General features: G+C 69.0%; 19 protein-coding genes, 1 tRNA gene and 1 pseudogene. 17 read left to right on the forward strand and 4 right to left on the reverse strand.

What is annotated here, in order from left to right:
* From VI480_RS06035 to VI480_RS06055, 5 genes are all read left to right on the forward strand, one after another.
* On the forward strand, positions 1-604 hold a 604-nt coding region (locus VI480_RS06035; RefSeq protein ID WP_323671921.1), incomplete at its 5' end, for a DUF368 domain-containing protein.
* 110 nt (positions 605-714) lie between these two features.
* Positions 715-3,516, forward strand: coding sequence for a type I DNA topoisomerase (gene topA, locus VI480_RS06040; protein WP_323671922.1), 2,802 nt, complete (start codon positions 715-717; stop codon positions 3,514-3,516).
* A gap of 34 nt (positions 3,517-3,550) precedes the next feature.
* A complete protein-coding gene (locus VI480_RS06045) occupies positions 3,551-5,047 on the forward strand; it encodes an MFS transporter (RefSeq protein WP_323671923.1) in 1,497 nt (498 codons plus the stop codon).
* The gene (tmk, locus tag VI480_RS06050; RefSeq protein WP_323671924.1) at positions 5,044-5,778 is read left to right on the forward strand and encodes a dTMP kinase; all 735 of its coding nucleotides are present in this window, start codon (positions 5,044-5,046) and stop codon (positions 5,776-5,778) included. The genes VI480_RS06045 and tmk overlap by 4 nt, the downstream gene beginning before the upstream one ends.
* A 10-nt stretch (positions 5,779-5,788) precedes the next feature.
* Positions 5,789-7,108 (forward strand): hypothetical protein, encoded by a 1,320-nt coding sequence (locus VI480_RS06055; RefSeq protein WP_323671925.1) that lies wholly within the window; start codon positions 5,789-5,791, stop codon positions 7,106-7,108.
* Between the two features lie 37 nt (positions 7,109-7,145).
* On the opposite strand, the gene VI480_RS06060 is transcribed toward VI480_RS06055, so the two are convergent.
* A tRNA-Thr gene (locus VI480_RS06060) sits at positions 7,146-7,217 on the reverse strand.
* Between the two features lie 77 nt (positions 7,218-7,294).
* On the opposite strand from VI480_RS06060, the gene VI480_RS06065 reads away from it, so the two are divergent.
* The 7 genes from VI480_RS06065 (at position 7,295) to folK (ending at position 11,778) form a co-directional block, all read left to right on the forward strand.
* The gene (locus VI480_RS06065) at positions 7,295-7,429 is read left to right on the forward strand and encodes a hypothetical protein (RefSeq protein ID WP_323671926.1); all 135 of its coding nucleotides are present in this window, start codon (positions 7,295-7,297) and stop codon (positions 7,427-7,429) included.
* A gap of 7 nt (positions 7,430-7,436) precedes the next feature.
* On the forward strand, positions 7,437-8,597 hold the full coding sequence (locus tag VI480_RS06070) for a zinc-dependent metalloprotease (protein ID WP_323671927.1): 1,161 nt from the start codon (positions 7,437-7,439) through the stop codon (positions 8,595-8,597).
* The gene (gene tilS, locus VI480_RS06075) at positions 8,581-9,558 is read left to right on the forward strand and encodes a tRNA lysidine(34) synthetase TilS (protein ID WP_323671928.1); all 978 of its coding nucleotides are present in this window, start codon (positions 8,581-8,583) and stop codon (positions 9,556-9,558) included. The genes VI480_RS06070 and tilS overlap by 17 nt, the downstream gene beginning before the upstream one ends.
* Before the next feature lie 59 nt (positions 9,559-9,617).
* The gene (hpt, locus tag VI480_RS06080) at positions 9,618-10,169 is read left to right on the forward strand and encodes a hypoxanthine phosphoribosyltransferase (protein WP_416246652.1); all 552 of its coding nucleotides are present in this window, start codon (positions 9,618-9,620) and stop codon (positions 10,167-10,169) included.
* Between the two features lie 80 nt (positions 10,170-10,249).
* Entirely contained in the window at positions 10,250-10,768 is a 519-nt protein-coding gene (locus VI480_RS06085; RefSeq protein ID WP_323671930.1) for a hypothetical protein, read from the forward strand.
* Positions 10,769-10,776: 8 nt separating this feature from the next.
* Entirely contained in the window at positions 10,777-11,232 is a 456-nt protein-coding gene (folB, locus tag VI480_RS06090; RefSeq protein WP_323671931.1) for a dihydroneopterin aldolase, read from the forward strand.
* Positions 11,233-11,259: 27 nt separating this feature from the next.
* Positions 11,260-11,778 (forward strand): 2-amino-4-hydroxy-6-hydroxymethyldihydropteridine diphosphokinase, encoded by a 519-nt coding sequence (gene folK / locus VI480_RS06095; RefSeq protein WP_323671932.1) that lies wholly within the window; start codon positions 11,260-11,262, stop codon positions 11,776-11,778.
* On the opposite strand, the gene VI480_RS06100 is transcribed toward folK, so the two are convergent.
* Complete coding sequence (locus VI480_RS06100; protein WP_323671933.1) at positions 11,775-12,476, reverse strand: PaaI family thioesterase; 702 nt, start codon at positions 12,474-12,476, stop codon at positions 11,775-11,777. The two genes, folK and VI480_RS06100, sit on opposite strands and share 4 nt — an antisense overlap.
* Before the next feature lie 98 nt (positions 12,477-12,574).
* On the opposite strand from VI480_RS06100, the gene VI480_RS06105 reads away from it, so the two are divergent.
* Both VI480_RS06105 and VI480_RS06110 read left to right on the forward strand, forming a co-directional pair.
* Positions 12,575-13,729, forward strand: a complete 1,155-nt coding sequence (locus VI480_RS06105) for an acyl-CoA dehydrogenase family protein (RefSeq protein WP_323671934.1) — start codon at positions 12,575-12,577, stop codon at positions 13,727-13,729.
* A gap of 9 nt (positions 13,730-13,738) precedes the next feature.
* Positions 13,739-15,058, forward strand: coding sequence for a 3-hydroxyacyl-CoA dehydrogenase family protein (locus tag VI480_RS06110; RefSeq protein WP_323671935.1), 1,320 nt, complete (start codon positions 13,739-13,741; stop codon positions 15,056-15,058).
* 195 nt (positions 15,059-15,253) lie between these two features.
* Here VI480_RS06110 and folP read toward each other — a convergent pair whose 3' ends face one another.
* Complete coding sequence (gene folP / locus VI480_RS06115) at positions 15,254-16,147, reverse strand: dihydropteroate synthase (protein WP_323671936.1); 894 nt, start codon at positions 16,145-16,147, stop codon at positions 15,254-15,256.
* Positions 16,148-16,149: 2 nt separating this feature from the next.
* On the reverse strand, positions 16,150-17,181 hold the full coding sequence (locus VI480_RS06120) for a polyprenyl synthetase family protein (protein WP_323671937.1): 1,032 nt from the start codon (positions 17,179-17,181) through the stop codon (positions 16,150-16,152).
* Between the two features lie 109 nt (positions 17,182-17,290).
* Between VI480_RS06120 and VI480_RS06125 the strand changes: the two are divergent.
* The 3 genes and pseudogenes from VI480_RS06125 to VI480_RS15625 form a co-directional block, all read left to right on the forward strand.
* A pseudogene (locus tag VI480_RS06125) lies at positions 17,291-19,375 on the forward strand (ATP-dependent Clp protease ATP-binding subunit); the annotation flags it as partial.
* Between the two features lie 163 nt (positions 19,376-19,538).
* The gene (locus VI480_RS06130; protein WP_323671939.1) at positions 19,539-20,405 is read left to right on the forward strand and encodes a hypothetical protein; all 867 of its coding nucleotides are present in this window, start codon (positions 19,539-19,541) and stop codon (positions 20,403-20,405) included.
* A gap of 172 nt (positions 20,406-20,577) precedes the next feature.
* The coding region (locus VI480_RS15625; RefSeq protein WP_416246651.1) for an NTP transferase domain-containing protein at positions 20,578-20,766 on the forward strand (189 nt) is incomplete at its 3' end.

The following is a 20,766-nucleotide window of genomic DNA, read 5'->3' on the forward strand; positions in this document are numbered from 1 at the left end:
GCCGGTTGGCTTGTCGGCGGCGTTCTTCGGGCTTGTTGCCGTGACCGTGGTGACCACTCGGTCGCAGGTGAGCCGATGGCGGGTCGGCCTTGCGGGCATCTTCGTGACGGTGGGGGTGGCGGTGTTCCTGCTGCTGGGGGTGCGCGCGGGCAGCGTTGCCGATCCGGCCGCTGTGGTGATCGTCGGCGCGGGGGCGCTTGCTATCTGCGCCATGATCCTGCCTGGCATCTCCGGGGCGTTCGTGCTGCTGCTGCTGGGGCTGTATGACCCGATCACCGAGGCGGTGTCGGACCGTGATGTGGGCACGGTGTTGCTGTTCGGGGTGGGTGCAGTGCTGGGTCTTGGGTTGTTCTCGCGGCTGCTGCAGCGCCTGCTGGAGCGGTGGAGGGATGCGGTGATTGCGGTGCTGATGGGGCTGATGGCGGGCTCGTTGCGGGTGCTGTGGCCCTGGCCGGTCGGCGATCCTGACGCCGAGGGCTTCGGCAATGCTGCGCTGGGCGCTCCGCCTGCATCCGACCTGGCGGTGGCGGTCGTGGCTGCTGTTGTGGCGGCCGCGGTTGCGGTGGGGCTGCACCGCCTGGGCACCCGGCAGGCATCCCCGTAACGACGCTCCGCTGCTGTTAACTGAAACTGTTGCGCTACCGTCCGGCGCTGTCCGCGCCGGCGCTGTACCGATCAGCGTCGCTGAGCGGGCGCTGCTCACCTCGGATCTCCATGGCCACTTCTCTCGTCATCGTCGAGTCGCCCGCGAAGGCGCGCACGATCTCGCGCCTGCTGGGCGACGAGTACGTGGTGGAGTCGTCCGTGGGCCATATCCGCGACCTGCCGCGCAATGCCTCGGAAGTGCCCGCTGCCTACAAGTCGGAGTCGTGGGCGACGCTGGGCGTCAACCCCGACGACGGCTTCAAGCCGCTCTATGTCGTGACGGCCCGGGACCAGGTGCGGCGCCTCAAATCGCTGCTGCGCACCGCCGATGAGCTCTACCTCGCGACCGACGAGGACCGGGAGGGCGAGGCCATCGCCTGGCATCTGCTCGAGGTGCTGAACCCACAGATACCGGTGCGGCGCATGGTCTTCCACGAGATCACGGCCGCGGCGATCCGCGATGCCATCGACAACCCCCGCGATCTCGACCGGCGGCTGGTGGACGCGCAGGAAGCACGGCGGATCTTCGACCGGCTCTACGGCTACGAGGTGTCGCCGGTGCTCTGGCGCAAGGTGGCGCCCCGGCTCTCCGCGGGCCGGGTGCAGAGCGTGGCCAACCGGCTCATCGTGGAGCGTGAGCGCGAGCGAATGGTCTTCCGGGCCGCCGAGTACTGGAGCATCACCGCGACGCTCGAGGCCCAGACCGGCACGGCAGCCGGTGCGGGGTCGGGCCCATCGGCCGGCGAGCAATTCGACGCATCGCTGGTGTCGTTGAACGAGCGCCGCATCGCCACCGGCCGCGACTTCGATCAGCAAGGCCAGCTGCGCACGGACTCGGTGTCTGTGCTCGACGCCGGCGCTGCGGCGTCGCTTGCCGGTGCCCTGACCGGGGCCCAGCTCGCCGTGACCTCGCGCGAATCCAAGCCGTACCGGCGCCGCCCACCGGCGCCGTTCATCACCTCGACGCTGCAGCAGGCGGCCGGTGCTCGACTGGGCTTCTCCGCTTCGCGCACGATGGCCGCAGCCCAGCGGCTCTACGAGAACGGCCGCATCACCTACATGCGCACCGACAGCACCACGCTGTCCGGGCAGGCGCTCGGTGCGGCCCGGCGGATCGTCGCCGGCCGCTACGGCGAAGACAACCTGCCGCCGAAGCCCCGCATCTACACCCGCAAGGTCAAGAACGCCCAGGAGGCGCACGAGGCCATCCGCCCCGCCGGCGACAGCTGGCCCGCGCCCGGCAGCGTCACCGATCTCGGCGGCGACGCCGCCCGGCTGTACGACCTTGTGTGGCAGCGCACCGTGGCCAGCCAGATGATCGATGCAACCGGCGAGACCGTCACGATCAGGCTGGCCGGCACGGCAGCCTGCGCCCTGCCGCCGGCACTGTCGCAGGGCTCACCGGCGGCCGGCCGCCACAGCGTCGAGCTGTCTGCCGCCGGCACCGTGGTGCGCAGCCCCGGCTTCCGGCTCGTCTACGCACCGCCGCCGGCCGGCGCCGATGAGGAGCCCGAGCGCATCCTGCCCGACTTGGAGGCGGGCGATGCAGCAACGGCGGTGTCGCTGGAACCGGCCGAGCACAGCACCAGCCCGCCGGCCCGGTTCACCGAGGCATCGCTCGTACGGCGGCTCGAGGAACTGGGCGTCGGCCGGCCCAGCACCTACGCCAGCATCATCGAGACCATCCAGGCGCGCGGGTACGTGTGGAAGAAAGGCTCGTCATTGGTGCCGGCGTTCACCGCGTTCGCCACCGTGGGCCTGATGGAGCGGCACTTCGATCACTTGGTCGACTATGCGCTCACGGCTCGCATGGAAGAGGACCTCGACGAGATCGCGAGCGGCGAGCGCGACGCCCAACCGTGGCTGACGGCGTTCTATTTCGGCGATGAGGGCGCGGCCACGCCCGAGGCCGCCGGCGGCCTGCGCTACCTCGTCTCCGACGACCGGCTGGCAGACATCGACCCAGCAGAGATCAACAGCATCCCTATCGGCGCGGACGCAGACGGCGAGGCTGTGGTGGCGCGTGTGGGGCGCTTCGGGCCGTACCTGCGGCGCGGCGATGCCACCCGGCCGCTGCCCGACGACCTCGCGCCCGACGAGCTCACCATCGAACGGGCACTCGAGCTGCTCGCTGCGCCCACCGAACGGGTGCTGGGCACCGACCCGGCAAGCGGCCTCGACATCATCGTGCGACCCGGGCGCTTCGGCCCGTACGTCTCGGTGGGACGGCCCGACGAGACCGACGACCGGCCCCGCACCGCCTCGCTGCTGTCTGGTCAGTCGCCCGAAACGCTGACGCTGGAGGACGCGCTGCAGCTGCTGACGCTGCCGCGCACCGTCGGCGCCGACCCGGCGGACGGCGCCGAGATCACCGTGCAGAACGGCCGCTTCGGGCCGTATCTCACCAAGGCGCCTGTCGGCGAGGCGAAGGCTGAGAACCGCAGCCTCGAGACGGAGGAGCAGCTCTTCACGCTCACTTTGGAGGAAGCACTGGCTTTGCTCGCCCAGCCCCGACGCCGCCGCGGCCAGCAGGCGGCGAATGCGGGCCGCGAGATCGGCCAGGACCCCGACAGCGGCAAGCCGATGGTGCTCAAGGACGGCCGCTTCGGACCGTACGTGACCGACGGCGAGTACAACGCGTCGCTGCGGCAGGGCGACGATGCCGAGACGCTGACCGTCGAGCGAGCGGCGGAGCTGCTGGCGATGCGGCGCGCCAAGGGCCCAGCGAAAAAGCGAGCGGCACGGCGCAAGCAGCCCGCCAAGAAGAAGCCGGCCAAGAAGAAGGCAGGAGCGCGCAAGGGTGCCGCCAAGAAGGCTCCTGCGCGCAAGCGTGCGGCGAAGAAATCACCCGCCCGCAAGCAACCGGGATAGCAGGGAGCGCCCGGCTTCTAGCCTGCTGAGTGCCATGAGTTCGGATCGTTCGATGCAGTCGTCCGGCGACTCGGACGCGCACAACGCCGACTCTGACGCCGACGCTGAAGCCGTCGACGACGCAGGAGCCGAGGCGCCGCAGCCGGGGCTGTTCGCAGCGCCGGGGTTCCTGCGCCTCTGGATCGCGCAGGTGGTGAGCTCGTTTGGCGACTGGATCGGTCTGCTGGCGATACTTGTGGTCGCGAATCGCGTCGGCGGCGACCAGCCAGGCGGAGCCATCACGCTCGTGATCACGGCGCGGATCCTGCCGGGATTCTTCCTCGCGTCTGCGGGCGGCATCATCGTTGACCGTTTCAACCGCAAGCGCCTCTTGGTGATCTGCGACATCGCGCGGGCCAGCGTGTTGCTGACCATCCCATTCATTGATCGGGTGTGGATGCTGGTGCTGGCATCGCTGGTGCTGGAGCTGGCGACCTCGCTGTGGAGCCCGGCCAAAGAGGCCATCGTCCCCAACATCGTGCCTGAACGGCACTTGACGGCGGCCAACTCGCTCGGCATGGTCGCCGCGTACGGGACCTTCTTCGTCGGCGGGCTGGCGTTCGCCGGCATGGCCAAGCTCGGCGCGGCGTTCGGCTGGACCGACATCGGGCAAGTGGAGATGGCCCTCGTCGTCGACTCCGCGACCTTCTTGGTGGCGGCACTGTTGATCGCCACGCTGCCCCTGGCACCGCACATCACCGCTGCGCACCGCAAGCGTGACACCGGTCGCCGCATCGACTGGCGCCAGGGCTTTCGCGATCTGCGTGAGGGCTGGGACTTCATCTTCCTGAGCCCGCAGGTGAGGGCAGTACTAGTTGGATTGAGCACCGGCATGATCGCTGGCGGAATGCTGATCCCGCTCAGCGTGGTCTTCAACGACGAGATACTCGGAGCGGGCAGCGCCGGTCACAGCACGATTCTCGTGGTCATGGGTGTCGGTGCAGGGGTGGGCGTGAGTCTGGTCACACTCCTCCAGAGCGTCTCCAGCCGGCGGCGAGAGCGCACTGGCCATGAACCGCTCGGTCGGACACGACAGTTCGTGACGTCCCTGTTCCTCGCCGGCGGAGCGTTGGGACTTGCCGCGACGGTCTCGATCTCGCTCGTGGCGTACGCAGCCGTGTTGGTCCTCGGAGTGGCCGCCGGTTCGGTCTATGTCAACGGAGTGACGCTGCTGCACGAGAACGTGGAAGAAGTGCTGCGAGGGCGGATATTCGCTGCAATGTTCACCCTCGTGAGGTTCTTCGTGCTCGTCGGCATGGCGATGGGCGGGTTCCTCTCCGATGGCTTCAACTGGCTGTTCGACGTCGCGTTCGACAACGAGATCAGGATCGGCGATTGGGCATTGGCGCTGCCCGGGGTTCGCGGGGCGCTGTGGCTGGGCGCGCTGCTGATGCTGCTGGCTGGTGCGCTGGCCGGCCTGTCGCTGCGCAGTCGGCGGGGCGTGGGGCGTCGCGCGCCGCGCTCGGCGGGAGCCACTGAGGGCACGTCATGACCGCCCGCGGCCGCTATATCGCGCTGGAAGGCTTCGACGGAAGCGGCAAGTCCACGCAGGCCGAGATGCTGGCGTCGAACCTCGATGCCATCCTCACCCGCGAGCCGGGCGGAACGCCGCTCGGCGAGGCGCTGCGGGAGGTGCTGTTGCATGCCGCGCCCGACGAAGCGCCGTCGGCGCGTACCGAGGCGCTGCTGTTCTGTGCCGACCGGGCGCAGCACATTGGGACGGTCGTGGCGCCTGCGCTGGAGGCCGGCCGTGACGTGGTCACCGATCGCTCCTACGGTTCCACGCTGGCCTACCAGGGTTACGGGCGAGGCCTGCCGCTCGACGAGCTTCGGGCGTTGATCGACTATGCCTGCAGGCGGCCCGCCGGTGCTTCCGAGGAACTGCCTGACGTCGTCCTGCCTGACGTGGTGGTGCTGCTCGATGTGCCGCTCGCAGACTCCGACCGGCGCGTTCATCGGCTGGACCGGGTCGGCGGCGAGCAGATGTCGCTGCTCGAAGACGATTCAGACGCCGATCCCGATGCCGAGGCGCCCGAAGGTGATGGGCCGGATCGGCTGGAGGGCGAGGCGTTGGAGTTCGCGCTGCGGGTGTGGCGCAGCTATCGCGAACTGTGCGACGCGGAACCCGATCGCTGGGTCCGTGTGGACGCCATCGGCAGCGTCGATGAGGTAGCGGCTCGCGTCATCGAGGCGGTTGCTTCGCATCCCGCTATGGCGGGCTAGAGCGCTCGCCGTGGAATCGGAAAACAGCACCGACGAATCAGGGGGTACCTCTGAGCCGGCCGCAGTCGAGCCGGCCCCGCTGTCGCTGTTCGACCTCGGCGACCCACCGCCACCGCCACCTGCGCCGCCCCATGATCCGCCTGCGCGACCCGAGCCTGCGACAGGATCGACACCAGCCACAGCCGAGCGTCCAGCGGAGGCGCCGGCAGCGGAGGAAGCCTCGGCTCCGGCTTCCTCGCCATCGCTCGATGAGCCGATCGCCGACAAGCCGGTCGTCGACGAGGCGCCGGTCGGCAACCTGCTCGACGGCGTCGTGGGCCAGCCGGCAGCCGTCGACCGCCTGCAGGCTGCGCTCGCTTCGCCGCTGCCGGCCTACCTGTTCGTCGGCCCTGCCGGTGCCGGACTGCGCGGCGCTGCATGCCGCTTTGCCGGCGAACTGCTGGCGGCGCGCAGCGCGACTCCCGAGCGTGAACGCCGTCTCGCGCTCGCCGAGCAGCACCCCGACCTGCTGGTCTTCGACCGTGTCGGTGCGGCCATGACGGCCGAGCAGGCTCGCGAGGCGGTGCGTGCCGCCGCGGCTGCGCCCGTCGCCGGAGAGCAGAAGGTCATTGTGCTCTGCGACGTCGACCGCGCAGCGCTGAGCGCGCCGATCCTGCTCAAGTCGGTCGAGGAGCCGCCGCCGTCGTGCGTCTTCGTGCTGCTCGCCGAGGAAGTCAACCGGTCCATGGAGACGCTGGCCTCCCGCTGCGCTCGCGTGGACTTCGAGGCGCTGGGCGACGCCGACCTGCAAGCGCTGCTCGTCGCCGAGGGCATCGAACGCGGCCGTGCCAGCTTCGCCGCGGCCGCGGCCGGCGGCTCGATCGATCGGGCTCGCCTGCTCGCCTCCGACGACGCAGCCGCCGAGCGCATCGAGACGTGGCGCGGCCTGCGGGGCACGCTGAACGGCACGGCATCCGCAGCGATGGCTGCAGTGGATGCCGCGCTGGAGGCGGCCGAGCAGGCCGCCGCACCGCTCGAAGCCCGCCACGAGGCAGAGCGAGCAGCAGCCGACGAGCGGGCCGAGCTCTACGGGACGAATGTGGGCCGCAGCTCGCTCGACGAGCGTCACCGCCGTGAGCTGCGCCGGGTGCGCACCGACGAGATCACGATGGGCTTGGCCGTGATGGCATCGCAGATCCGCGATGAATCCGGCAACGGCAGCCTGCGCGCAACGTCGGCAGCGGGACAGCTGGACGCCATCGGCGACGCCGCCGAGGCGCTGCGCTTCAACGCCAACCAACGTTTGGCCCTGTGCTGCCTGTTCATCCGCCTCGGCCATCTCGGCGGGTAGGGCCTCGCCCACCAGCCGGCCCTGCGGTCCGCCGGCGAGCCCGAGGTGGGGATTGAACCCACGACCTGCTCTTTACGAGAGAGCCGCTCTGCCACTGAGCTACTCGGGCGACCGGCGGATCACGGTACCAGCGAGGCCTCGCGGCTCACGAGGGGTTCTGGGCACGTGACCACTAATATCTGCGCCATGGAGCTCCTTGGCGCGCAGGTCTGGCACTACTGGTTGGCGGTGCCGCTGACCATCGTGACGGTGCTGACCGTTGCCAAGCTGGTGGCGGGCTACGTGCAGAAGGTGGTTGCGCCGCGGTACCCCAAGCGCTGATCTCACGATGAGCGATCCCGCCGACGAGCACGTCGACTGGGAATTGGCGCGTCGCATCGCAGTGCGGGTCGCAGGTACTGAGCCGCTGTACCAGTCCTATCTCGCTGAACCGCTGCGGCAGGACTTCGCCCGATTCGTGCCGGTTGCGGCCGAGCTGGTGGCGATCGAGACCGGGCTGGAGACGCCCGGCGAGGCGCACGCAGAGGTGATCGACCGGACGGGCTGGATCGACGCCAACATCGCAGCGTTCCGGCGCCTGCTGCAGCCGCTGCTGGGCGCCTCGGCCGGGGCCGACGGCACTGCGGAAACCTCGCGCGTGACGCAGACGCTGGGAGCGGTGGAGCTGGGCTCCGTACTCGGCTGGATGTCCAAGCGGGTGCTCGGCCAGTACGACCTGCTGTGGGCCTCTGATGACGACACGGCGCCGGGCGCTGATGCCTCTCGCCGGGATAATGGCGCAGCAGGCGGCACCGCTGGCACGGGCGCGACCTCACCGGGTTCAGCGGGAGACACCGTCTACTTCGTCGGCCCGAACATCCTGGTCACCGAGAAGCGCTACGCATTCGTCCCGGCGCAGTTTCGGCTGTGGCTGGCGCTCCACGAGCTGACCCACCGCTCGCAGTTCACCGGCGTGCCGTGGCTGCGACCGCACTTCCTGCAACTGGTGAACGGGCTGGTCGACGAGGCCCAGCCTGATCCCGAGCGTCTGCGCGAAGGCCTCCGCAACCTGATGTCGCTGCGTCGCAGCAGTACAGGTCAAGACAGCCAAGACCTGCTGGGCGAAGGGGGGCTCGCCGCAGTGTTCGCCACCGACCACCAGCGCGAGCTGATCGCCCAGGTGGGCGGCATGATGAGCTTGGTGGAAGGGCACGGCGACGTCACGATGGCGCGGGCCGCCCGCGGGCACATCCCCGATGCCGACCGGTTTGCGGTGGTGATGCACCACCGGCGCCGCAATGTGCGCGGCATGGCGCGGCTGATCCAGCGCCTGCTGGGCATTGAGGCCAAGCTGGCGCAGTACCAGGCCGGCGAGGACTTCATCGCCGAGATCGAGGCCGAGCGTGGCCCCCGGGCGGTGGACCGGATCTGGGAGCGCGTCGAGCACCTGCCGTCCATGGCGGAGATCCGCGACCCTCAAGCCTGGCTGGAGCGTGTCCCCGCGGCCTGATGCCTCCGCCCCGACCCCGCCGGCTGCGGGCGACGGGACGGCGACGGCGATCGACGACGAACTCGAACGCATGGCGGACCGGTGCACCTTCGCCGACATCGAGCGTTCCCAGCTGGTGTGCGCAGTGTCGGGTGGCGCCGACTCGGCCGCGCTGCTGGTGCTTGCCTGCCGGTTTGCGCAGCGGAGCGGCAGCGGGGTGACGGCCGTCACCGCAGTTCATGTCGATCACGGGCTGCGCGAAGCGGGACAGGCAGAAGCGGCAAGAGTCGAGGCGCTGTGCGACCAGCTCGGGGCGGGGTTCAGTGTGATGCACGTGGACCTCACGCCGGGGGCGAACCTGCAGGCGCGGGCTCGGGAGGCCCGCCACGCCGCGCTCGGCCCCGAGGCGCTGCTGGGCCATACCGCCGACGACCAGGCGGAGACAGTGCTGCTGCAGCTGCTGCGCGGCGGCGCGCTCGATGCGCTCGCGGCCATGAGAGCCGACCGCCGGCCGCTGCTGGGGCTGCGGCGCACCGAGACCGAGCGGGTCTGCGAGCTGGTCGGCTACGAACCCGTCCGTGATCCATCCAACGCCGACCCTCGCTTCTGGCGCAGCCGTGTCCGTCACGAGGTGATCCCGCTGCTGTGTGACATTGCCGGGCGTGACGTGGTGCCGTTGCTGGCCCGTGGATCCGGGCTGGCGGCTGCCGACGCCGACCTCCTCGACGTGTTGGCGGCCGACATCGATCCCACCAGTGCGTCCGAGTTGCGGAATGCGCCGGTGGCCCTGGCTCGGCGAGCCATCCGGGCGTGGCTGCGCACCGATCATCCGCCCGATGCCGGCACGGTCGAGCGGGTGCTCGAGGTGGCCAGGCACACCCACCGCGCCACCGAGGTTGGGGGCGGGCGGCGGGTCAGCCGCTCGGCTGATCGGCTCCGACTCGAGCAAGCTGTTCCGCCATCGGAAACGCATAGCCGCTAAGTTCGGCTCACGTGGCAGGGGCATCGGCTTCGGAGGAATCCCACAGCGACCTCGACTCGATGCTCGCCGGCGACCCCGCCGTCGGCGAAGTGCTCGTCTCGGGCCCCGAGATCGCCGAGCGGGTTGCCGAATTGGGCACGCAGATCACCGCCGACTACGCGGGCCGCCAGCCGCTGCTCGTGGCGGTGCTCAAGGGTGCGGTGATGTTCGCCTCCGATCTGAGCCGCGCCATCGACCTGCCGGTCGAGATGGACTTCATGGCCGTGTCGTCGTACGGCAGCAGCACCCGATCCAGCGGCGTCGTGCGCATCCTCAAGGATCTCGACATCGACATCGCGGGGCGCGACGTGATCCTGGTGGAGGACATCGTGGAGAGCGGCCTCACGCTGTCGTACCTGCGCCGCAGCCTGCTGGCCCGCGGCCCGGCCAGCTTGGCCGTGTGCTCGCTGCTGACCCGCGAGCACAACGGCAGCCTGAACGGCCTCGTCGACTACATCGGCTTCCGGCTGCCGCCGGTGTGGGTCATCGGATACGGGCTGGATCTGGCGCAGAAGTACCGCAACCTGGCCGAGATCCGCGCGTACGACGCTGCAGCCTCCGAGAGCACCTGAAGCTCTTGCAGAACGGCTGTGCAGGCTCAGTCGAGCACCGGTACATTCTGCCGGGTACACGCTTGCAGGGACGGCGAGCTATGAGAGGGAAGTGGGCGGAGGGCATTCAGCCCCGCAACTTCAACTGGGTCGTCGCCGACCGCCTCGCAGTATGCGAGCGTCCCGGCGGCTATGGCGCCAGCCACCGGCGCGTTCGCCGTCAGGAAGAGATCATCTGGCTGCGCCGCAACGAGTTCGACATCGTCGTGTCGCTGATCTCGGCACCGCACAACCTGCACAATTACGACGAGCTGGACATGCCCTACCTGCACCGGCCGTGGCCCGCCTTCGACGACTTGGGCGAGTACCTGCAGTCGGTCCACGACGACTTGGAGCGGCTGGCCGGCGAGCGCAAGCGCGTCATCCTGCACAAGGAGCGGGTCGGCGAGGACGTCTGCGGGTTCGTGGCGTCGTATCTGTTGCTGTCGGGCAAGGTGCCCACCGGTCCTCAGGCCACGGCCATCACCGAGCGGATCTTCGGCCAGCGAGTCGGTCCCGAGGGGCGCCGTGTGGTCGACGTGGCGCTGAGCATCCTCCCCGGCCAGGGCACAACGAGCTGAGCACTGCAGTGACAGACCGCCCTGTTGATGATGCGGTCGCCACGAGCGACGAGCCCGATGCGCCGCCTCACGGCGACCCCTGTGCCGATGATGCGGTCGCCGCGAGCGACCGCATTGAGCTCCGCGATTTGCGGGTGACGTGCGTGATCGGGGCTCTGGCGCATGAGCGCACCGCGCCACAGCCGCTCAGCATCGACGTCGATCTCCACGCCGACCTGAGCCCAGCAGGCACCACCGACGACTTGAACCTCACCATCGACTACGGCGCAGCATGCGACCGCATCGTGGCGCTGTGCGACGAGGCCCAGCCGCAGCTTCTCGAAAGGCTGGCCGAACTGATCGCCGCGGAGCTGTGCGGAATCGATGGCGTGACCGCCGCCACGGTCACGGTCGCCAAACTGCGCCCGCCGGTTGCGGCCGACCTCGGCACCAGCGGTGTGCGCATCACCCGTCGTCCGGCGTGAGCCGGCCTGCCCAGCGAACGTGAGCCGGTGAGCCCGCCCGGCGTGCGGGCCTTTGTGGGGCTGGGCGCGAACATCGGCAACCCCGCTGCACAGCTAGCAAATGCCCTCGAAGCACTGGACGCCGCAGGCGTGCTCGTGGCGGTCTCGGGCTTGTACCGCAGCGCGCCGATCGGCCCCGAACAGCCGGAGTTCCTGAACCTCGTGGCCGAGCTGGCCGTGTTCGACGGGCCATACGAGTTGCTCGCCCGCTGCCACGCCCTCGAAGCCGCGGCACAGCGGGTACGCCGTGAGCGCTGGGGCCCGCGCACGCTCGACGTTGACGTGCTGCTGTTCGGCGACGTGGAGATGCATGACCCCGAGCTGCAGATCCCGCACCCCCGCCTGCACGAGCGCCGGTTCGTGCTCGACCCGCTCGCAGAACTGGCGCCCGAACTGGTCACCCTCGGCCAACTGTCAGCCGTCGCGGACCAAGACTGCGAGTACGTCGGCACTGTCGAGTTGCTGCACCAGCTCGCCACCGCCTCGCCGGGGCAACGGCAGGACTAGCCCTCGGGAATCGGCGGCGCGTCGGCTCGCAGGATGAACAGGCCCTCAGCGTTGACGCACAGACCCTCGGGCCCGTGAACCTCGGCGTGCTGGACGATTTTGCGGCCTGTCGTGCTCTCGATCCAGGCCCGCAGATGCAACGGCACCCCCAGCGGGGTCGCTGCACGGTAGTGAACGGTGAGCCGGCCGGTGTATGCCTGCCGGCCCCGCATTCGGTTCAGCGCGCCCATCAGCTCGTCGATGATCAGCGCCACCACGCCGCCATGGGTGCGCTCGGGCGGCCCGGCGAACATGGGGTCCACCACCGCCTCGCCGGTCACGGCGTCGTCGGACTCCTTGAAGTACCTGACGTTCACCGAAGCCGGGTGCAGCGTGCCGCCGCCGATCGAGAACGGGTCGAACTCGATCTCGTCGCCGGGCTCGAGCGGCAGCGGGAAGTACTGCCCCTCGTAGATCTCGCGGAGGTAGGGCCGCGAGAGCATGTCGTCGATCTTCACCCGCAGCGTGCCCTGCTCCAGCCGCGCCGCTGTGGCCTCGACCGTGGCCGTGATCTCGTCGAGCACCTCGTCGTCGACCCGCCGATTCGCCAGCGCCTGGTTCAGCCGGCGCATCGCAGCGGCTGCCCGCTCGACGGCGCTCCAATCGTGACCGGGCTCGACGGTGGCGCTGAGATCGCTCGGCGAGTCCTGCTCCCTCACGGGCCGAGACGCTATCTGTGCGGCATCTATGCAGCCCCGATGCCTGCTCGCCGCGGCCGGCCGTGGTTCGCTGCAGTGCGGCGGCATACGCTCGCCTCATGCGGCGCACCATCTTCGACGACGAGCACGAGATGTTCCGCGAGACGGCACGAGCCTTCGTGGAGCGCGAGATCGTCCCCAACCACGAGAAATGGGAGGCGGACGGCAAGATCGACAAGGCCATGTTCCGCAAGGCGGGCGATGTGGGCTTGCTGGCCACGGCCGTCGACGAGCGATACGGCGGCGGCGGGGTTCTCGACTTCCGCTACAACGCCATCGTCAACGAGGAAGTCCATGCGTCGGGCGCGGCCAGCTCGGGGCAGTGCATGACGCTGCACAACGACATCTGCCTGCCGTACTTCATCAACCTCTGCAATGACGAGCAGGCCGGGCGCTGGATGCCGGGCCTCGCCAGCGGCGAGCTGATGAGCGCCATTGCCATGACCGAGCCGGGGACCGGCTCCGATCTGGCCTCGATCACCACCACGGCGGTGCGCTCGGGCGACGGCTACGTGGTGAACGGCGCCAAGACGTTCATCACCAACGGCATCAACTCCGACCTGGCGATCGTGGCGGCCAAGACCGACCCGACAGAGAAGCACCGGGGCATGTCGCTGATCGTGCTCGAGGAGGGCATGGAGGGCTTCGAGCGGGGCCGCAATCTCGACAAGCTGGGCCTGAAGTCCCAGGACACGGCCGAGCTGTTCTTCGACGACGTGTTCGTGCCCGAGGAGAACCTGCTCGGCGGCGAAGGCAACGGTTTCATGCACCTGGTGCGGAACCTGCCCCAGGAACGCCTGTCGATCGCCGTGGGCGGCGTGGCGCACGCGCAGGCGGCGTTCGATTGGACTGTCGACTACGTGGGCGAGCGGCAGGCCTTCGGCCAGACCATTGCCTCGTTCCAGAACACCCGCTTCGAACTGGCCGAGATGAAGACCGAGCTGGACATCGCCTGGGTGTTCGTGGACCGCCAGATCGAGGCGCTGAACGCCGGCGAGCTGACCGCCACCGATGCGGCCGAGGCGAAGTGGTGGGTGACCGAGATGCAGCTGCGGCTGATCACCCGCTGCCTGCAGCTGTTCGGCGGGTACGGCTATATGAGCGAGTTCCCGATCTCCAAGGCGTACGCGGACGCCCGGATCCAAACCATCTACGGCGGCACCACCGAGATCATGAAAGAGATCATCGGCCGCGAAGTCGCCGGCACCCGGTAGGCAGGGCAGATGAGGGAAATCGACACAGCCGAGCCTGCGAGGCGCATCGACTCGGTAGCAGTCATCGGCGCGGGCACGATGGGTGCCGGCATCGCCGCGGCGTCAGCGGCGGCGGGCTGCCGGGTGCTCGTGCTCGACACCGACCCCGCAGCGGCGCAGCGTGCGCTGGACGGCGTCGACGAGGAATGCCGGGATCTGGTCAGCATCGGCACGGTCGACGACCGGCTTGACGACATCGCCGGCTACGACTGGGTGTGCGAGGCGGTCATCGAGGATCTGGCCGCCAAGCGCGAGCTGTTCGAGCGGCTCGAAGCTGCGCGCAGCGACGGCTCGGTCATCTCGTCGAACACGTCGGGCATCCCGTTGCGCCAGATCTCCGACGGCATGAGCGAGCGCTTCCGCCACGATGTGGCGATCACCCACTTCTTCAACCCGGTGCGGGTGATGAAGCTGTTCGAGCTGGTGCCCGGCGAAGACACCGATCCCGAAGTGATCGACGCCTTCGCCCGATTCGGCGCTGAGCGTCTCGGCAAGGGCGTGGTGCATGCCAAGGACACCGTCAACTTCATCGGCAACCGCATCGGCTGCTTCTTCATGCTGAGGGGCTTGCACGTGGCGAAGCCGTTCCTGGCCGACGGCATGACCCAAGAGACCGTCGACGCCGTATTGGGCGCTCCGATCGGCCTGCCCCCGACCGGTTTGTACGGGCTCATCGATCTCATCGGTCTTGACGTGATGGAGCTGGTCGGCGCCAACCTGGCCCAGAATCTGCCGCCGGGCGACCGCGGGCTCGACTTCACTGCGTTTCCCGAGGCGGAACAGGCGATGGCCGACCGGGGCCAGCTCGGACGCAAGACCGGCGGCGGCTTCAGCCGGCGAGTGAAGCTGGATGACGGATCCCGCAAGGCCGAGACCTTCGATCTCGTCGCCGGCGAATGGCGCGCCGCCTCGCCGCCCGATCTCGAAGGCGTGCCCGCTGACCTCGGCGCGGTGCTGTTTGCCGACTCAGTCCAGGGCGAGCTCGCCCGCCACGCCTTCGGCGGCACGCTGACCTATGCGGCCGACTTGGTGCCCGAGATCGCCGACGACATCGCGAACGTCGACAACGCCATCCGCTGGGGCTTCAACTGGGTGCACGGCCCCTTCGAGATGCTCGACCATCTCGGCCCCGATCTGGTGATCGAGTTCCTCCGCAGCGTCGATGAACCGCTGCCGGCCATGCTGGCGGTGCTCGAAGCATCAGGCCAGCCGACGTTCTACGGCGAGGCCGCCGACGGCACCCGCACCCAGCTCATGCCCGACGGCACCGTCGCACCCGTCGACCGCTGAGCCGTCTGCGCCCGCTGCGGAGGCGGCAGAATCCTCTGCGACCAGCGATCCGGCAGGCGAGAGATATGCACCGTTCCGCATTTCTTGGCCGCTGTCATTGACAACTCCGCCGTGGGTCCGCGAGGGAACTGGTCGCAACGTCGCAGAGCCTCCTGCCGCCTCCGCAGCTGTGGCATCTGTGCCTTCAGACTTGGGTTACTGGGTCGTGGGGCGGACTATGGCGTCGGTCATCTGGATCGCTTGGGTCATCTCGGCGGCGTCGTGCACTCGCACTATGTCGATGCCCGCGTAGATGGCAGCAGTGATGGTGGCGGCGGTGCCGAACAGGCGATCGCCGGGTTTGGTGTTGGTGACCTCGCCGATGGTGGACTTGCGCGATGTGCCGATGAGCAAGGGCAGCTCCAGTGCCCACAGTTCCGGCAGTCGTCGCATCATCTCGAGGTTCTGCGAGACGCCGAAGCCGAAGCCGAAGCCCGGGTCGACGACAATCCGGTTGGTGCCCACGCCCGCCTCGGCGCAGATCTGGAGGCTGGCCTCCAGTCCCGTCGTCACGTCGGCGACCAGATCGGTGTGGGGCCGGCCTCGCTGATTGTGCATGATGACGGCCGCCACTCCGCGTTCGGCCACCAGCGGTGCCATGTCGGAATCGAGGCGGAAACCGGTGATGTCGTTCACGACCGTCGCTCCGGCATCGAGAGCGGGGGCCGCCACCTCTGCCCAGGTTGTGTCGACCGAGATCGGAAGCTCAGCCCCGATGCGGTCCAGCTCGGCTCGCACAGCGCCAATGACCCGCACGGCGCGGCGCCGTTCCACTTCCAGTGGTGTGGGCTCGGCACCGGGCCGGCTGGAAGCGCCGCCGATGTCGATGATGTCCACTTCGGCGGCCACCAGCTCCCGTGTCAGCGCCAGCGCTTCGTCGAGGCGGTCGGCTATGCCGTCACCGGAGAACGAGTCGTCGGTGGCGTTGATGATGCCCATCACAAAGGTGCGGGAACCCCACTGCCAGCACGGTCCGCGACCAGGGTCCCACCAGCCATGCCGGTAGCGGCGCCGGATCGGCCAGCCCGGCTGCATCTGCGGCCCGGCCACGCTCAATCGGTGCCCGCTGCGGCTGCGGCCCCGGCGGACGAGGGCAGCGCGCTGAGCAGGTTCGACGCTGCGGCACGGAGACCGACCACCCCGGGCGTGGCGTCGAGCGGCGCCAACGCATCGAGGGCCGCGGTCACATAGCGCTGCGCGGTCTGCACCGAGCTGGCGATCTCGGGGCCGTCCACCACGATCGCTCGGGCCCGATCCCGCCGGTCGTCGTCGAGCGGCTCGCCGAGCAGCTCGCTCAGGCGATCGCCGTCCGGGTGCCCGTCCGCCAGCATCCGGATCACCGGCAGCGTGTACACGCCCTCGCGCAGGTCGTTGCCCGAGGGCTTGCCGAGCTCCTCGTCGGTGGCGACCAGGTCGAGCACGTCGTCGACGATCTGGAACGACATGCCGTAGGCGAGCCCGAAGCTGGTCAGGCGGTCCAGGGTCTCAGCGTCGACGCCGGCCACCAGCCCGCCGATGCGGCACGACGTTGCGTACAGCTCGGCGGTCTTGCCCTGGATGGCCAGGAAGTACTGGTCCTCGGTACGGCTCCGGTCATAGATCAGCTGCAGCTCACGCACCTGGCCCTCGCACAGCCGGCCGATGGTGGCGGCCAGCAGCGCGGCCACCTCGGTGCCCAGCGACGCCGCCAGCTCCGACGCCTTGGCCAGCAGGAAGTCGCCGGCCAGGATCGCCTTCAGGTTGCCCCAGCGGTGATTCACCGCCTCGATGCCGCGCCGGGTCTCCGCGTCGTCCATGACGTCGTCGTGGTACAGCGAGCCCAGGTGCACCAGCTCTACCGCTACGCCGCCGCACACCATGTCATCGGTGACCGCATCTGGTGCGGCACCATCAGGGCTGCGCGCCAGCGCCGACGCGATGACGAACGCGGGCCGCAGCCGCTTGCCGCCTGCGGGGATCAGGTGCGAGGTCACCTCGGTGAGAAACTCGTCGCCGGTGACCGCCGCAGCGCGCAGGGCCGTCTCCACACGGGCCAGGTCAGCCTCTGCGTCGGGCCGGGCCTGCAACGGGGAAAGGGGCGCCACGGCGCAACCGTAAACGACAGCGGCAGCAAGGAGCGATGCGGCAGGGCATCGTTACACTGCGCTCAGGAGACCTTCTGCACCCTGTGCAAGGCTCAAACCAGGAGGCCCAGTGTTCGAACGCTTCACCGATCGGGCTCGCCGAGTGGTGGTGTTGGCGCAAGAAGAAGCGCGCCTGCTGAATCACAACTACATCGGCACCGAGCACATTCTGCTGGGGCTGATCCATGAGGGCGAGGGCGTGGCCGCCCAGGCGCTGGAGTCCCTGGGCATCTCACTGGAGGCCGTGCGCAGCCAGGTCGAAGAGATCATCGGGCAGGGAAGCTCGTCGCCCAGCGGCCACATCCCCTTCACGCCGCGCGCGAAGAAGGTGCTCGAGCTGTCGCTGCGTGAGGCGCTGCAGCTCGGCCACAACTACATCGGCACTGAGCACGTGCTGCTCGGCTTGATCCGCGAGGGCGAGGGCGTGGCCGCGCAAGTGCTGGTCAAGCTCGGCGCCGACCTGTCGAAGGTCCGCCAAGAGGTCATCCAGCAGCTCTCCGGCTACAGCGGCTCGAGCGGCGGCCGCGAGACCGTCGGCGCCTCATCGGGCCAGGGCAGCGAGCAGGGCGGCCAGAGCGGCTCGCTGGTGCTCGACCAGTTCGGGCGCAACCTCACCGCGGATGCTCGGGCCAAGAAGCTCGACCCGGTCATCGGCCGGCTGCGCGAGACCGAACGCGTCATGCAGGTGCTGTCGCGCCGCACCAAGAACAACCCGGTGCTCGTCGGCGAGCCCGGCGTGGGCAAGACCGCCATCGTGGAAGGTCTCGCCCAGAAGATCGTCAACAACGATGTCCCCGAGCTGCTGCGCGACAAGCAGCTCTACACGCTCGACCTCGGCGCACTGGTGGCCGGCTCCCGCTACCGGGGCGACTTCGAGGAGCGCCTGAAGAAGGTCCTCAAGGAGATCCGCACCCGCGGCGACATCATCCTGTTCATCGACGAGCTGCACACGCTCGTCGGCGCCGGCGCTGCGGAGGGCGCGATCGACGCTGCGTCGATCCTCAAGCCCATGCTGGCCCGCGGTGAGCTGCAGACCATCGGCGCCACCACGCTCGAGGAGTACCGCAAGTACCTCGAGAAAGACGCCGCTCTCGAGCGCCGCTTCCAGCCGATCACCGTCGACGAGCCCACGCTCAGCCACACCATCGAGATCCTCAAGGGGCTGCGCGACCGCTACGAGCAGCATCACCGGGTCACCATCACCGACCAGGCCCTCGTGGCCGCGGCGAACCTGGCCGACCGCTACATCGCCGACCGCCACCTGCCCGACAAGGCCATCGACCTCATCGACGAGGCCGGGTCGCGCCTGCGTATCAAGCGCATGTCGACGCCGCCCGACTTCAAGGAGATCGAGACGAAGCTGGCCGATGTCACCGAGCGCAAGAAGCAGGCGGTCGAATCGCAAGACTTCGAGACCGCTGGGGCGCTGCGCGACGAGGAGAAGGAGCTGCTCGAGCGGCGCACCGAGGTGATGGCCCAGGCTCGCTCCGAGGGGCACGACCTGTTCGACGAGGTCGACGAGGAGGGCATCGCCGAGGTGCTGTCCATCTGGACCGGCATCCCGGTGTACAAGCTGACCGAGGAGGAGACCCAGAAGCTCCTCAAGATGGAAGACGAGCTGCACAAGCGGGTCATTGGCCAGCACGACTCCATCAAGGCCGTCAGCCAGGCCATCCGCCGCACCCGCGCCGGGCTGAAAGACCCCAAGCGGCCAGGCGGCTCGTTCATCTTCCTGGGCCCGTCGGGTGTCGGCAAGACCGAACTGGCAAAGACGCTGGCCGAGTTCCTGTTCGGCGACGAGGGCGCGCTGATCAGCCTCGACATGTCCGAGTACATGGACAAGTTCACGGTGAGCCGCCTCGTGGGCGCCCCGCCTGGGTATGTCGGCTACGACGAGGGCGGCCAGCTCACCGAAGCGGTGCGCCGCAAGCCGTTCTCGGTGGTGCTGTTCGACGAGATTGAGAAAGCCCACCCGGACGTGTTCAACACGCTGCTGCAGATTCTGGAAGAGGGCCGGCTGACCGACGCGCAGGGCCGCTCGGTCGACTTCCGCAATGCCGTGCTCATCATGACCTCGAACCTGGGCACCGCCGACCTGCGCAAGGCACGCGTGGGCTTCGCGACCGCCGATGAGGACGCCAGCTACGACCGGATGACGCGCTCAGCGAGCGGATCCTCTACAAGGAGTTCCACGCCGGCGAGATCATCGTGGTCGACGTCGAAGACGACGAGATCGTGTTCCGTGCCATCGAGGGCTTCGACCCCGGGCCGATCGAGCTCGAAGAGGCCGCAACCGCCGAGTAGGCATGCCCCGGCGAATGCCTGCGAGCGGTTCGCCCGGAATTGACGCTTGCCACAACCCGCGTGGGCGCACGCTCGGCGCTGCGCTCGTTCTGCTCGCCGTACTGGTGTTGGCGGCGAGCTGCCGGGTCGACATCGTCGTCGACATCGACATCGCGCACGACGGCGCCGGCAAGGTCACCGTCGAGATCACGTTCGACGAAGAGGTGCTGCGGTGGGTGCCCGACCTGGGCGAGATCATCGTGACCGACGGCCTGGTCGGCTGGGACGTCCGGCAGTTCGCCGAGCAGACGCCCGCAGGCGAGCGGCTCCGCGTGGTGGCAGCCAAGCGCTTCTCGTCTCCAGCCGAGCTGGCGGACGTGCTTGCAGAGATCGACCGGCCGGCGGACGGTTCCGCCGGACTGTTCCGTTCGGCGACGTTTGTGGGATCGCGCGACGGGGCGCAGGTGATCTACGACCTGACGGTGACCGTCGGCTTGGACCGTCCGGTTGCCGGGCTCGTGAATCCGGCTACTGCTGAAGCGTTGGAAGGCGAGCTGTTCGGGTTGCCGATTGCCGAGATCGAGGCGCGGGCGGGGGCGCCGCTTGACGAGCTGGTGACGTTGGTGGTGCGGGCGACGGTGCCTCAGGGGGCGGGGAGCTTGCCTGTTGACGGCGTGATGACGTTGAACGAGGGGGGTGTTCGGGAGCTGCTTGTTTCGGGTGAGCTGCTGGATGCTGAGCTTGCTGCGGCTGAGGCGGAGGCTGAGCGACTTGCCGAACGGGCTTCTCGGGGGGTTCGGATTGCGGTGATCTGGTGGATTGTTCTTGGTTTGATCGTCGTGGTGGTTCTCGTTGTTGCCCTTCGCGGTCGGCGCCGCCGGCGCGGGCTGACTTTCCGCTAACTGAGGCTTCTTCGTGCCCGGGCTGCGGAGGGGCCGATGTACCCGTGCTTCAAACAGATGAAGCGCTTCGCGCACAGGCGCGGTGTCGCAGGGGCGCTTCATAACTGCGCGCGGGCACACCGGCCCCTCCGCAGCCCTCGTCTCGCTGTGTCATCGGGGGCAGACTGGGCCGGTGGGACGGGCTTGGGCGCTTGTTTTGGCTGCCGGGGCGGGGACGCGGTTCGGGGCCGCGGACGGTGGGCAGACCAAGGTGATGGTGCCGGTTGGCGGGCGGTCGATGATTGGTTGGAGTGTTGAGGCGGCTCGGGCGGCGTGTGATGGGGTGACGCTGGCGGTGCCTGTGCAGATGGTTGACCAGTTC

The sequence above is a fragment of the Candidatus Poriferisodalis multihospitum genome (assembly GCF_028283155.1).
In the GTDB taxonomy this organism is placed as follows: Bacteria; Actinomycetota; Acidimicrobiia; order Acidimicrobiales; family Poriferisodalaceae; genus Poriferisodalis; species Poriferisodalis multihospitum.